Annotated in this window: 13 protein-coding genes; 4 read left to right on the top strand and 9 right to left on the bottom strand. The window is 66.3% G+C overall.

Features of this window, described 5'->3' with window-relative positions; all coding sequences use genetic code 11:
- Nucleotides 1-176 precede the first annotated feature (176 nt).
- Complete coding sequence (locus tag AC1C2T_RS01250) at nt 177-1,493, bottom strand: type II toxin-antitoxin system HipA family toxin (RefSeq protein WP_495383953.1); 1,317 nt, start codon at nt 1,491-1,493, stop codon at nt 177-179.
- On the bottom strand, nt 1,486-1,725 hold the full coding sequence (locus AC1C2T_RS01245; protein ID WP_495363164.1) for a helix-turn-helix transcriptional regulator: 240 nt from the start codon (nt 1,723-1,725) through the stop codon (nt 1,486-1,488). Before AC1C2T_RS01245 ends, AC1C2T_RS01250 begins: the two co-directional genes overlap by 8 nt.
- 228 nt (nt 1,726-1,953) lie before the next feature.
- Here AC1C2T_RS01245 and AC1C2T_RS01240 point away from each other — a divergent pair, with 228 nt between their 5' ends.
- Entirely contained in the window at nt 1,954-2,169 is a 216-nt protein-coding gene (locus AC1C2T_RS01240; protein WP_495363165.1) for a hypothetical protein, read from the top strand.
- Between the two features lie 176 nt (nt 2,170-2,345).
- On the top strand, nt 2,346-2,939 hold the full coding sequence (locus AC1C2T_RS01235) for a GNAT family N-acetyltransferase (RefSeq protein WP_495383952.1): 594 nt from the start codon (nt 2,346-2,348) through the stop codon (nt 2,937-2,939).
- A gap of 137 nt (nt 2,940-3,076) precedes the next feature.
- Here the strand turns inward: AC1C2T_RS01235 and AC1C2T_RS01230 are convergent, their stop codons facing one another.
- From AC1C2T_RS01230 to AC1C2T_RS01200, 7 genes are all read right to left on the bottom strand, one after another.
- Nucleotides 3,077-3,613, bottom strand: coding sequence for a helix-turn-helix domain-containing protein (locus tag AC1C2T_RS01230; protein ID WP_495383951.1), 537 nt, complete (start codon nt 3,611-3,613; stop codon nt 3,077-3,079).
- A gap of 170 nt (nt 3,614-3,783) precedes the next feature.
- A complete protein-coding gene (mnhG, locus tag AC1C2T_RS01225; RefSeq protein ID WP_495383950.1) occupies nt 3,784-4,149 on the bottom strand; it encodes a monovalent cation/H(+) antiporter subunit G in 366 nt (121 codons plus the stop codon).
- Nucleotides 4,150-4,201: 52 nt separating this feature from the next.
- Nucleotides 4,202-4,474 carry a monovalent cation/H+ antiporter complex subunit F gene (locus AC1C2T_RS01220; RefSeq protein WP_495363169.1) on the bottom strand — a complete coding sequence of 91 codons (273 nt, stop codon included), beginning with the start codon at nt 4,472-4,474 and terminating at the stop codon, nt 4,202-4,204.
- A complete protein-coding gene (locus AC1C2T_RS01215; protein ID WP_495363170.1) occupies nt 4,471-5,073 on the bottom strand; it encodes a Na+/H+ antiporter subunit E in 603 nt (200 codons plus the stop codon). Before AC1C2T_RS01215 ends, AC1C2T_RS01220 begins: the two co-directional genes overlap by 4 nt.
- Entirely contained in the window at nt 5,070-6,650 is a 1,581-nt protein-coding gene (locus AC1C2T_RS01210) for a Na+/H+ antiporter subunit D (RefSeq protein ID WP_495383949.1), read from the bottom strand. The genes AC1C2T_RS01215 and AC1C2T_RS01210 overlap by 4 nt, the downstream gene beginning before the upstream one ends.
- A complete protein-coding gene (locus tag AC1C2T_RS01205; protein WP_495383948.1) occupies nt 6,647-7,213 on the bottom strand; it encodes a Na(+)/H(+) antiporter subunit C in 567 nt (188 codons plus the stop codon). Before AC1C2T_RS01205 ends, AC1C2T_RS01210 begins: the two co-directional genes overlap by 4 nt.
- Complete coding sequence (locus AC1C2T_RS01200; RefSeq protein ID WP_495383947.1) at nt 7,210-10,362, bottom strand: Na+/H+ antiporter subunit A; 3,153 nt, start codon at nt 10,360-10,362, stop codon at nt 7,210-7,212. The genes AC1C2T_RS01205 and AC1C2T_RS01200 overlap by 4 nt, the downstream gene beginning before the upstream one ends.
- Nucleotides 10,363-10,474: 112 nt before the next feature.
- Between AC1C2T_RS01200 and AC1C2T_RS01195 the strand changes: the two genes are divergently transcribed.
- A complete protein-coding gene (locus AC1C2T_RS01195) occupies nt 10,475-11,692 on the top strand; it encodes an ATP-binding protein (protein ID WP_495363174.1) in 1,218 nt (405 codons plus the stop codon).
- Nucleotides 11,693-11,803: 111 nt separating this feature from the next.
- Nucleotides 11,804-12,985: a DUF8462 domain-containing protein gene (locus tag AC1C2T_RS01190; RefSeq protein ID WP_495383946.1), complete on the top strand. Its 1,182-nt coding sequence runs from the start codon at nt 11,804-11,806 to the stop codon at nt 12,983-12,985.
- Nucleotides 12,986-13,051 lie beyond the last annotated feature (66 nt).

Genomic DNA, 13,051 nt, shown 5'->3' with positions numbered 1-13,051 from the left:
TGCAGTGGGGACGTCGGGTCGCCCTGCCACGCACAGTGCATCGAGGATGAGCGGCGTGCCGACGAACCCGGGCACGGTGCCCGGCCGTGCAAGCCCGGCAAGCCGGCGCGGTTGAAGGCCGCGCAGCTCGCGCACTGAGACGCTCGCAGCGGTTGAGTGCCTTGCCTCACCGTCGACTACCGTGCGGGCCGGGGCAGCTTCGGCCTCCCGATCGGCTTGCCGGAACCGATTCGCTCGAGATTGTACTCGAGCCGGTTCCGAAGGCCGATACTGCCGCCTGGGATCTCGGCGACGGCGTCGAGGGCGGCGCCGAACTGTTCGATGGTGCCCGTCATCACTTGTTGAGCGCGACGGGACCCGATCGCCCCCCAGCTCGATGCTTCCTCTCGAAAGTGGTCGAGGGTGATGGAGTGGTGGCTGAATTCTCCGCCGATCGCGAGGGAGAGCTCGTCGTTGATCCTCTTCGACCCGAGGCGCGACGGGTCGTCATTGATATGCAGAATCGGGACGGCGTCGTAGAGGTCGGAGATTCGGGGTCCATCGTCGGTGTGGAGGATCGAGACATTCTTCGCGTGGGCGTCATGGTTGCCGACAAGGACGTTGTACAGCAGATACCGAAGCCAGGTTTCCACGTCGCTGCCATCGCCGAACGAGCCGAACAACTCGGCAATTCTCTTCGCGCTCGGTCGGCCGGGCATGGTTGGGGATGCAGAGTCTTGGAACTTCGCGGTGGACGCCACCCAGTCGAGTCCGAGCGCTTGGGCGGCGTCTTCCTGATGGAGGAGCTGAACATCGCCGTTCTCGATACGCCGGTCGTAGCGTTCGATTGCGAGGAATGTGTGCCCGTTGTAAGTGAGGAGGTCGCTGTCGAACGAGGAGAGTCCCATGTGGCGTGCCAGCTGGTGAGAGTAGAACTCGTCGTAGACCGTCGCAGGCCTGCGGGTCGGTGCGGGCTTCAGGATGTGCGTGGAGTGCGCCCGCCGTTCCGGCTGGTACCAAACGTCGTCGAATCGGGCGATCAGCACCTTGGGTTGGAATCCGGGCAGCATCGATCTGCCGGAGTCGGGCTCGTTCCCGAGGTCGTGGTCGCGCTGTGCCTTCTGGAGCTTCTTGATGAGGTCGCGTTCGGTGAGCTTCCGGTAGGTTCCCGGCGCATCGTCGGTGTGGCCGGAGCTTCGAACCGAGACTGCGCCTGCCATGGTCAGCCCGTAGTGTCGGAGCAATGAGTACAGATCCGACTGGTCGATACGCTTCTTCGCGGCGAGGGCGGTGCGTTGCAGACCTTCGGGGGCGTATCCACCGAGGAACGCGGAGATCTGTTTCGGGGTCGGCGGGATGGACGGCAGCAGGGCGAATCCTTCGGACATCGCGCCGGGATCACCGACGTTTCGCGGTTCCAGGCTCAGTTTGACCTGGTCGATCCGCTCGCCCCGGGTGACCGTGCCGATGAGATTGTCGTATAGGTAGACGTTCAGAGTTTCGGGGTCAGTCACGATCGTCATCCGCCTTCCCGTATGAGACGGTGACCGTGATGTTGAGCTTGCGAAGAATCCGGAACACCCGAGTGATCCACATGGGGTGTTTCCCCGCCTCGATCTCGTACAGGTACTGCGGCGTGATGCCGAGGTCGTCTGCAATGTCGGCGACGGTCACGCCGGACTGTCGCCGGGCGTCGCGGATCGCATTGGCGAGCATCTTGGGATTGCGTACGTCGTAGGTGGGCATTCGGCCTCTTTCCTGATCATCAAGAACGAGCGGGTTCAAGGATATTCTGAATGCCGGGTGTTTAAGAATATCACGAATTCAGCCAGTTCAAGAATATCCTGAAGAGCGTCACTTCAAGAATATCGTTCTCTCGGCGCCGGGCCAGGGAAGGACCGCAACCAGGACGGTTGCGAACCCGCCGCTCTGCGCGAACTCTGATGCCCAGCGGCCCTCGGTAGAGTTCGTCACATGGCAACGGACGTCACTCTCTATATCGGCAGCATCGCACCCAACTACGCGAAGTTCCGCTTCACGGATGGCCCCACGTGGGAGGGTGTTCGGTCCCAGATCATCAATGCGATGAACATGGGCAAGGGAACTATCGAGATCGACCGCAAGGGAGACAAGGTCGTCTATGTGTACAGCCCGTTCCTTCCGGTGAGTTGGGTCGAGACAGGCGTCTAGCGACAGATTCTTGCCGCGCGGATCGACCGGTCTTCGGGCAAACGATGAAAGCCGTGACATCAATCGGTGATGCTGGCAAGATGACGGCATGGCACGCGCGTGGCGAGTGATCCTCCGACACCTGAACACCACGGCATCGACATCGCCGCGTTGGACCGACACGTGGGGCCGGTGAGATGGGCGTGACGACTTCGCACGTGATCAGGCCGCTCACTCCCGAGACCTTCCCGGCGTGGCTGGCACTTGCACAGAAGCACAACGGGGTCTGGGGCGGGTGCTACTGCTCGTACTTCCACACCGACTCGGAGCACACCGTCAAGGACGAGTACGACCGGCCGACGTTCAAGCAGCGACTTGTGGCGGAGGGCATCGCCCACGCCGCGCTCGTATTCGACGGCGACGACGCGATCGCGTGGTGCGAGTATGGCAGTCCGGTCGAACTGCCGAACATCTACCACCGCAAGCAGTACGACGCGGGCGAGACCATGCCCGCACCGTGGCGCATCACCTGCTTCTTCGTCGACCGCGACCACCGACGTTCGGGAGTGGCACGGGAGGCGCTGGACGGCGCGCTGGAGCTGATCGCGCAGGCCGGCGGGGGCGAGGTGGTCTCGTTCCCCAACGAGCTCACCCCGGGCAAGAAGACGTCGTCCTCGTTCCTTCACAACGGCACGAGGGCCATGTTCGAGAAGGCGGGATTCACGTTCGAGCGGCACATCGGCAAGAGCAAGACCGTGATGCGCAAGACGGTCTCACCGACCCGCGGCTGACGCCGGGTTCGCATGGGCCGGCCTCACCGTCGACAGCGGCACGGGCAGCACCTCGGTCGGAACGGACATCCCGTTCCCCGATTGCTCGACGCACCGAAGCGGACCCTGGGCAATGCGCTCGGACCCGCTCGCGCCCCTCACTGTTGGATTCCGGCGACGGCTTCACCTTCCTCGGGTTCCGAGACGCGCCACGGCGTCCGTCGAGCCCGGAGCTGCTGCTTACTCCGCGAGAGCGGATACTTCTCTTCGAGCCGCGGTTCGAGGTAGATCCTGCGGATCGCGACCAGAATCAGATAGCCACCCGTCCAGTACGCGAGGAACAATACGAACCAGTACTGCCCGAGCGTGAAGCTGACCAGGCTCAGCACGATGCCGATCCCGATGTACAGCCATCTCCATGCGCCGGTGAGCCGGTCGCGCGCAGCCTGCTGTTCCTCCGTGCGGGCCTGCAGAGCTTCGACGCGGCTGCCGAGCTCCGCATCATCGATCGTGGCGAAGAGGTCCCGCACTGCAACTCGCAGGGCGTCGGCCACCAAGGACAGCGTCTCGAGGCTGGCGTCGTGTCCCGCTTCCAGCCGTTGAATGGTTCTGAGGCCGACTCCACTCTCGGTCGCGAGTCGCTCCTGGGTCCAGCCGTACTCCTGACGGAGGTCGACGATGCGTGTCGTATTCATGGGTCTCATGCTCGCGCCACCTCTTCCATCGGCACCACGTCAGGGCACCGCCGGTGAGCCGCCGGTGAGCCGCCACCATCCCGCCACTCCATTCTCGTCGGACTTCGGTGACGTGCTGGGTGATGCGTCACGGGGCCCCGAGCCGTCACGAAAGTGGCCGCGACGTCGACTCACCGTCGACTATCAGGCCCAGTCTGATCGTGCTCGGCGATGTCGCGGTCGAGGTCGTCCTCGATGAGGAGGTCGCGGCGAACGTGGTCGCTGCGGTAGGCCGAGCGCCCGAGCATGTGCGCGGTCATCGGCTGGGTGAGCAACTGGAACGTCATCACGAGCACGACCGTGGTGAGCACACCCCACGTCGGAACCTGCACGACGATCGCGACGAGCACGGTCGCGAGCCCGAGCACCTGCGGTTTCGTCGCGGCGTGCAGCCGGGTCAGCACGTCGGGGAACCGCACGATGCCGATGCCCGCGGCCATCGAGAGGAAGCCGCTCACGAGGATGAGCAGACCGGCGGTGATCTCGGCGGCGCTCATTGCATTCTCCCGACATGAGCAGGCAGTGACGTGAGGCGGATCTCGGCGGTGCTCATGAGGCATCCTGCTTCGCCATGAACCGTGCGATCGAGATCGAACCGACGACCGCGAACATCGCGAGCACGAGCATGACCACGAGAGTGTCGGTGTGCTTGTTGAGCGCCATCTCGGCGCCGAGCGCGCAGATCGCGATGGCGAGCAGCACGTCGGTCGCGAGCGCACGGTCGAGGATCGACGGCCCCTTGATGATGCGGTAGATCGAGGCGATCGCGCCGATGCCGAACATGACTCCGGCGATGATGCTGACGATCTCGAGGAAGGTCATGTGCCTGCTCCCTTCGTTCGTGCGGCCTGCTCGCGACGCTCACGACGGGCAGCGTGAACGGATGCCGCCTGCGCACGTGTGCCGATGGCGAGCACGATGCGCTCCTCCGTGCCGAGCACAGCGCTGCGCACCCGATCGATGTCGGCGACCGTGCGAGTGCCGAGGGCGTGCAGGTACAGCAGCCCCCGCTCGCGGTCGATATCGACGACGACGGTGCCCGGCACGACCGAGATCGCCTCGGCCGTGAGCGTGGTCACGAGGTCGGAACGGGTGAGCAGCTGCACGGCGATGATCGAGTTCAGCGGCTTCCACCGCGGATCCAGCGCCAGCCATGCGACCTGCAGTGAGGCACTCGAGACGTCGTACATCATGCGCAGACCGAGCAGCAGGCCGCGCCACACGTTGAAGCGACCACTGAGCAGCACCGGCGGCAGGTACAGCACGCGGGTCACCCCGATCGCGAGCAGCACCCCCGTGACCACCGTGAGCACGGTGACCTGGTCCCAGAGGAACACCCACACGAGCACGAGGGCGACGAGGAGCGGCAGCTGGCGCCAGACGGAACGCCAGCGCGAGACATCCGCTGCTGAATGCGTCATCGGATGCCTCCGGGGAACACGAGGGAGATGTACGCGGCGGGGTCGAGGAGGTCGGCGGCCGCGCGCCCGGCGAGGTCGAACATCGGGCCGGCGAAGACGGTGAGGCAGATCGTGACCATCACGAGAGCGCTCGTTGCGACCACCATGAGCACGGGCGTGGTGCGGGTCGCGGTGACCGTTGCTCCCTCGGGCGCCTCGAGCACCGAGCCGAGCAGCACCGACTCGTACCCGTCGAGCTCGGAGCGCCGACGCCAGAACGCCATGTTCCAGAAGCGTGTCAGGGCGTAGAGCGTGATGAGCGAGGTGAGGGCGCCGACCCCGATGACCACCCAGATGAGCCACGCCATGCCCGGGTCGACGGCGGCGCCTTCGGCGCCCGCGAGGAACAGTCCGGTCTTGCCGAGGAACCCGGAGAACGGCGGAATGCCGCCGAGGTTCAGCGCGGGAATGAAGAACAGCACGCCGAGGAGCGGCGAGGCCTTGAGCAGCCCGGCGAGCCGGTTGATCGACGTTGCACCGCCGAAGCGCTCGATGAGACCCGTCGTGAGGAACAGGGTCGTCTGCACCGTGATGTGGTGCACGACGTAGTAGATCGTCGCAGCGAGACCGAGCTGACTCGCGAGGGCGATGCCGAAGATCATGTACCCGATATGGCTCACGAGCGTGAACGAGAGCAATCGCTTGATGTCGGCTTGCGTGAGCGCGCCGAGGATGCCGATGAGCATGGTGAGACCGCCGACCACCATGAGCAGCACCGTCACATCGGTCTCGACGAACATCACCGTCTCCGTGCGGATGATCGCGTACACGCCGACCTTCGTCAGCAAGCCCGCGAACACCGCAGTGACGGGTGCGGGCGCCGTCGGGTATGAGTCGGGCAGCCAGAACGACAGCGGGAAGACCGCCGCCTTGATGCCGAAGGCGATGAGCAGGAGCAGGTGCAGCATGAGCTGCACGTCGCCGGGCAGCTCGGCGAGGCGCACCGAGAGCTGGGCGATGTTCACTGTGCCCGTCGCGCCGTAGATGAGCGCGATCGCGCTCAGGAAGAAGAGTGACGAGACGAGGCTCACGATGATGTACGTGACGCCCGCTCGGATGCGCTCGCCGGTGCCGCCGAGGGTGAGCAGCACGTAACTCGCCGACAGCAAGATCTCGAAGCCGACGTAGAGGTTGAAGAGGTCGCCCGCGATGAACGCGTTGAAGACGCCCGCCGACAGGATCAGGTAGCTCGGGTGGAAGATCGACACCGGCGTCTCGCGATGCTGGTCGGCGATGCCCTGCCCCACTGAGTACACGAGCACGACGAGCAGCATGATCGCCGAAATCACGAGCATGATCGCCGAGAGTCGGTCGACGACGAGGGTGATGCCCCACGGGGCATCCCACCCGCCGATGTAGACGACGGCCGGTCCGGTCGTGTCGACCGCGACGAGCAGCACCGCGGCGATCACGGTGACCGCGGCGAGCACGCCGAGGCTCACGGCCATCTGCGCGCGGCGGTGACGACCGAGAATCAGCGCTGTGGCCGCCCCGAGCAGGGGAAGCAGCACGACGAGGGGTACGAGTACGGCGGTCACGGCTTGGCCCCCGGGTCCGTTGGTCGAGTAGCCGACGAAGGAGGCGTATCGAGACCGCCACCATCGAGATCGTCGCGAGCGGATGCCTCGAGCTCGAGCTCATCGTCGAGCCCTTCATCGGGCTCTTCGTCGCTCGCGTCGATGAGGTCTTGGATCGCCCGGTCGTCGGCCGCGGAGCTGCGGATGAGGTCGGCCGTCTCTTCGGCGTCTTCGGCGACGTCGGCGTCATCGTCGACGAGGTCGCCCTTCGCGCCGAGCTGGGCGAGCCACCACGAGCGGTAGATCAGCGCGAGCATGAACGCCGTGATGCCGAGGTTGATGACGATCGCCGTGAGCACGAACGCCTGGGGGAGCGGATCGGAGATCTCGTCGGCATCGACGCCCTCGCCGAGGATGGGCGCGAGCCCCGGCGCCCCGCTCATGAGGAAGATCAAGATGTTCACGGCGTTGCCGACGAGCAGGAACCCGATGAGCACTCGCGTGAGGCTGCGTTCGAGCATGATCGAGACGCCCGCGCCGAAGAGTACGGCCATGAGCACGACGAGCGTGAGGGATGCGGTCATGTGCGGCGCCCCTCTTCAGTTGGTCGCGTATCGAGACCCGCTTCCGTTGGTCGAGGACCGACCGACGCAGGAGGCCGCGTATCGAGACCCCCCGTTGAGTCTCGATTCGGCGCCGGCGCGCCCACTCGACCGACGGAATCCTCGTCGTACTCGGCGCCGTCGGCGAACTCCTGTCCTTCGTTGTGCCCAGCTGAGTCGTCGCCGTCGCCCGTCGTGAATCCGCTGTCGTCGTCTGACTGACGCTCCTCTTGACGGTCGACCTCACCGCCGAGCGATCGCAGGATGTCGAGCACGAGCCCGACGACCACGAGGTACACGCCGATGTCGAAGAGCGTCGAGGTGCCGATCGAGATCGTGCCGAGCAACGGCACCGCGGTCTCGAACCAGGCGGATTCGAACACCGGGCCGCCGAAGAGCAGGGATCCCGCGGCGGTGCCGGCGGCGAGCAACAGCCCTGTGCCGAGCAGGCGCCCCGCGTCGACCGGGGCCGCTTCGCCGAGCTCGTAGCGCCCGCCCGCGAGGTAGCGCGCGACGAGGGCGAGGCCCGCGAGCAGCCCGCCGGCGAAGCCGCCGCCCGGGGCGTTGTGCCCGACGAAGAGGAGGAAGACCGACACGATGATCGCCGGGTGGAAGAGGAGCCGCACGAGCACCTCGATGAGGATCGAGCGGTTGCGCGGCGAGATCGTGCGACCCGCCAGCAGCCACGTCTGCCTCGTCTCGGCGGCCTCGCTCGCGGCATCCGTCTCGCCTTCGGTGTCGGCGAGGCTCGTGCGGGGGGCGCGGATCGACCATGCGGGCTCGGGCACCGGGCGCAGCCGGTCGCGGCGGTTCACGCCCTCGTCGCCCGCGTCGAGGCGCGGGGCGCCGCCCGTGCGACCAGACACGAAGATCAGGCTCGCGACACCCGTCGCGACCGCGACGAGCACCGAGATCTCGCCGAGGGTGTCCCACGCGCGGACGTCGACGAGCATGACGTTCACGATGTTCGTGCCGTGGGCTTCGAGCGCCAGGGCGGGCAGGCCATCGGCGATCGTCGGTCGGATGCGCGCGCCGAGGGCGACGAGTCCGAGCACGCCCATGACGGTGCCGGCGAGGGCTCCGATGATGCCGCGTGCCAGCTTGTGCACCGGAGGGTTGCGCTGCGCGATCTGCTTCGGCAGGCGCCTCAGCACGAGCACGAAGACCACGAGCACGATGGTTTCGACGAGCGCCTGCGTGAGCGCGAGGTCGGGTGCTCCCGCCATGCCGAAGAGCAGCACGAGGCCGTAGCCGGTGACGCTCACGAGCAGCACCGCGGTGACCCGCTGGCGCACCGTGGCGGCGGCGACAGCGGCGATGCCCATGACGAGGGCGAGGAACGGCTGCGCCGGATAGTCCCAAAGACGGATGTCATCGGGCCACGAGGTGTTCAGGATCGACACAGTGCCGAGGCCGCCGATGAAGACCACGATGATGATCGCGAGGTAACCCGGGAGTCCTCGATGCTGGATGGCCGTCGTGATCGATGCCGCAACGCGGTCGACGACCGACACGATGCCGAGATAACCGCGCGCCGAGTCGAGCATCGGCGCCACCGACGCCTGCACGCGCGCGACCCGCTGCCTGCCCCAGACGAGCAGGGCGCCGAGCGCGAACACGACGGCCGAGATCGCGAGGGCCGGTTCGAAGCCGTGCCAGAGTGCGAGGTGGTACTCCTGACCACCGGGCAGCTCATCGGCGTAGCCCGCGAGCAGCGGCTCGATGAACGGAATGGCGAATGCCGCTACGACGCTCGCCGCCGCGAGGATGCCGGGTGCCACGTTGATGGCACGGCTCTCGGCGTGCAGTGGTGTCGCTGCGACATCCGTCTTGGTGAAGAAGGCGCCCCAGATGAAACGCACCGTGTAGGCGACCGTCAGCACCGACCCGACGAAGGCGCCGACGAGCGCGATCCACGCCCATGGGTCGCCTGCGACGACGGAATCGAGGAACGAGGTGAACACGGCCTCTTTCGCAACGAAGCCGAGCAGCGGCGGCACTCCGGCCATCGACGCGGCCGCGATGAACGCGATCGTCGCGATGACCGGCATGCGACGGCCGAGCCCCGAGAGCTTGCGCCAGTCGCGCGTGCCCGCCGCGTGGTCGACGATGCCGACGACGAGGAACAGGGTCGCCTTGAAGAGCGCGTGTGCGAGGAGCAGGGCGACGCCGGCGAGCGCTGCGTCGCGGGTGCCGAATCCCGTGACCATGATGAGGAAGCCGAGCTGGCTCACCGTGCCGTAGGCGAGCAGCAGTTTCAGGTCGTACTGGCGGAGGGCTCGCCAACCGCCGACGAGCATGGTGAGCGCACCGAGTCCGATGACGATCGGATGCCAGACCTCGAGGTCTGCATAACCGGGCGCGAGGCGTGCGACGAGGTAGACGCCGGCCTTCACCATCGCGGCGGCGTGCAGGTATGCGCTGACGGGCGTGGGGGCGGCCATCGCGGCGGGCAGCCAGAAGTGGAACGGCACGAGCGCGCTCTTGGAGATCGCGCCGAGGAGCACGAGGGCGATCGCCCACTCGCCTGCTGCGCCAGTGACGGGGTGGGCGACGAGCTCGGCGAGCGAGGTCGTGCCACCGTCGACGGCGAGGATGACGAGGCCGACGAGCATCGCGAGCCCGCCGAACGTCGTGACGGTGAGCGCCTGCAGCGCGGCACCGCGGCTCTCTTTTCGGCCTGTGTAGTGGCCGATGAGGAGGTAGGAGAGCACGCTCGTGGCTTCCCAGAACGTGAACAGGATGAACACGTCATCGGCCGCGACGAGACCGAACATGACGCCGGCGAAGGCGAGGAGGAGGGCCGCGAAGCGCCCGAGTGCCGGCTCGTCGTCGGTGAAGTAGTGCATGCAGTAGAGCAGCACGAGGGCGCCGACGCCCGTGACGATGAGCGCGAGGAGGAGTGCGAGTGCGTCGAGCCGGAAGCTGAGCGCGATGTCGAGGGCGGGGATCCACGGCACGATCTCGACGACGGGCGTGCCCGCGAGTACGCCGGGCAGCCACGTGAGGAGCAGCACGAAGACCGCCGCGGGCAGCAGGGCGATGATCGCGAAGATGCGCCGGCCGAGCCAGCGCGTGAGCAAGGGCGTGACGAGCGCGACGGCCGCGAAGGCAGCGAGGCTGGCGATCAATTCACCCTCCTCGCGCTCGCACCGTGCTGCCATTCTATCTACAGGCTGATGACTCTTTAGCTGGTTTTATGAGTCCTCGATAAAGTTTGGTAAAGGTTCTAAGATCTGGGTCATGGACAGCATCTGCAACCCCTACACGCCGAATGCCGGTGCTGCCCCCGAGATCGTCGTCGGCCGAGACGATCAACTCGACGCGTTCCGGGTGCTCCTGCGCCGGCTGGAACGTGGGCGAACCGAGCAGTCCATGATCATCACGGGGTTGCGCGGCGTCGGCAAGACCGTCTTGCTCGGCGAGTTCATGGACATCGCGAGCGCGGCGCACTGGGAAGTCGTCGAGATCGAGGCGTCGAAGCACGACGACGCTCGTTTCCGGCAATCGATGTTCTCGCAGCTGAAGGCCGCCCTCCTGCGCCTCTCGCCGCGTGCTCGGTGGACCGAGCGGGGCCGACGCGCCGCCGAGGTGCTGAGCGCCTTCGCGGTCTCCGTCGACCAGCAGGGCGCGTTCAGCGTGTCGTGGGATATCCCGCCCGCTGAGGGCCTGGGCGATCACGGCGATCTGTCGATGGATCTCACCGACGTCTTCGTCGCACTCGGGGAAGCGGCCGCTGAGCAGGGCCGCGGCGTCGCGCTGCTCATCGACGAAGTGCAGTTCCTCGGGCGCTCGCAGCTCGAAGCGCTGATCCAGGCCGTGCACAAGACCGTGCAGCGCAAGCTCCCGATCACGTTCGTCGGGGCGGGCCTGCCGCAAATCGCCGAGCTCGCCGGTGACGCGAAGTCATACGCCGAGCGCTTGTTCAAGTTCCCCCGCATCGGGTCGCTCACGGGCGACGACGCTCGCACGGCACTCGTTGAGCCCGCTCTCGTCGAGGGCGTCGTCTACGACGCCGACGCCGTCGACCTCGCCATCGAGATCACGCAGGGCTATCCCTATTTCATCCAGGAGCTCGGCTATCAGGTCTGGGGTGTCGCCGCCGACGGGCGCGTGCACCGCGACGACGTCGAGATCGCGAAAGACGCCTACGAGGCGAAGCTCGACGGATCGTTCTTCAGGGTGCGACTCGATCGGGCGACTCCGCTGCAGACGGCGTACATGCGCGCGATGGCGGAGCTGGGTTCAGAGCCGCAGAAGGCATCGGATGTCGCGAGGGTCATGGGGCGCGAATCGACGCAGGTCGGCCCGACTCGCGCAGAGCTCATCGACATGGGCCTGCTCTACACGCCCGAGCACGGCTACGCCGCGTTCACGGTGCCCGACTTCGACCGGTTCATGCTGCGCGCGGTGCCCGAGCTGACGGTGCCCGAGGTGCAGAAGCGCAGGCTGCGCGGGTAACGAGCGCACGAACTCGTTTCTACTCGGGGCGAGAGTCGATGATGCGCTTGGGAAGGCGGCCCGCCATCGACGTTATACTTTCGCCAAGGTATAACATCGATAGGAGTGACCGTGGCATACAGTCCGTACACGCCGGGCACCGTCTCACCGACTGTGCCAGGCCGAACGGCCAAGCTGAGCGGCTTCCGGGAAGCTGCGCAGCGGATGTCCCAGCTGGATCAGTTCGTCCCCCGCATCCACGTCGACCACGGCCCTCGCGGCATCGGCAAGACCTCCCTGCTCCGCGAGGGCGAGCGAATCTTCTCGTCGCAGCACATCCGAAGCGTGTGGATCACTGCAGACAGCAACGAGTCCCTCTTGCGTTCACTCCTCAGCGAGCTCGCCAAGCAAGTGGGAATCACCGGCAAGATCCAACAAGCCGCCCGGAAACGGATCCAGGAGATCTCCCTCGAGGTCGGAGTGCCAGCCGTGGGCCATATCGCCGCCACCGTGAAGTCGGGCAAGTCTCAGATCGCGGTCGCGTCCGCGAAGAAGCTGATCGAAGCTCTCGAATTCGTGCTGAAAGCTGCGGAGTCCGACGGTGACTCCGGGCTGGTGATCCTGATCGACGAGATCCAAGAAGCCGACCAGGCGAGCCTTCGCACCATCTCGTACGCATGGCAGGAGATGGCCAGCAGCACGGTCCAGCCTCGCGCGGCACTGTTCGCCGTCGGGCTGCCCGGTGCCTCGGCACACATCAACAAGGCCGTGAGCTTCAGCGAGCGGTTCGAGTTCGAGCCACTCCCAGGCCTCGACGACGGCAGCGTGAGCGAAGCCCTCATCGAGCCGGCACGCAGTCAGGGTGTGACATGGGCGAAGGATGCACTGCGCTTGGCTGTCGAGGAGGCGGAAGGCTACCCGTACAAAGTCCAGTTGATCGGCGACTCAGCTTGGCGGGCTGGATCTGACCGGGTCGGCGGTGATGGCCTCGAGCCCGAGCATGTCATCACGAAGGACGACGTGCTGAATGGTCGAGACAGGGTGGACAAGCAGATGGATGCGCTCTTCCGTGCCAGGTGGAGCAACGCCTCTCCGAAGCAGCGCCAGATGCTCATCGCGATCGCCGAGCTCGGGGGCGAGAACGTCAAGCGATCCGACCTTGCCGACAAGATGAAGAGCGACACGCAAGCGATCTCCGTCCCCCGCCAACGGATTCTCGACAAGGGCATCGTCGACTCGAACAAGCACGGGCATCTCTCCTTCACGATCCCCGGATTCAGTGAGTTCGCCTTGGCGATGGCCGCCGACGAGTAGGCCCGTGCGAGCGAGTGTTGCATCGAGCGGACGCCGCGGGCGGGACTCTCCCGCGGCATCCGTCAC

Source organism: Agromyces sp. Y558 (assembly GCF_059445415.1).
This window is presented reverse-complemented; position numbering and strand designations above follow the sequence as displayed.

Excerpts from the sequence above, each read along its gene's own strand:
- AC1C2T_RS01245 (WP_495363164.1), bottom strand. The coding sequence starts at position 1,725 with ATGCCCACCTACGACGTACGCAATCCCAAGATGCTCGCCAATGCGATC.
- AC1C2T_RS01240 (WP_495363165.1), top strand. The coding sequence starts at position 1,954 with ATGGCAACGGACGTCACTCTCTATATCGGCAGCATCGCACCCAACTAC.
- AC1C2T_RS01235 (WP_495383952.1), top strand. The coding sequence starts at position 2,346 with ATGGGCGTGACGACTTCGCACGTGATCAGGCCGCTCACTCCCGAGACC.
- AC1C2T_RS01230 (WP_495383951.1), bottom strand. The coding sequence starts at position 3,613 with ATGAATACGACACGCATCGTCGACCTCCGTCAGGAGTACGGCTGGACC.
- mnhG (WP_495383950.1), bottom strand. The coding sequence starts at position 4,149 with ATGAGCGCCGCCGAGATCACCGCCGGTCTGCTCATCCTCGTGAGCGGC.
- AC1C2T_RS01220 (WP_495363169.1), bottom strand. The coding sequence starts at position 4,474 with ATGACCTTCCTCGAGATCGTCAGCATCATCGCCGGAGTCATGTTCGGC.
- AC1C2T_RS01215 (WP_495363170.1), bottom strand. The coding sequence starts at position 5,073 with ATGACGCATTCAGCAGCGGATGTCTCGCGCTGGCGTTCCGTCTGGCGC.
- AC1C2T_RS01205 (WP_495383948.1), bottom strand. The coding sequence starts at position 7,213 with ATGACCGCATCCCTCACGCTCGTCGTGCTCATGGCCGTACTCTTCGGC.
- AC1C2T_RS01195 (WP_495363174.1), top strand. The coding sequence starts at position 10,475 with ATGGACAGCATCTGCAACCCCTACACGCCGAATGCCGGTGCTGCCCCC.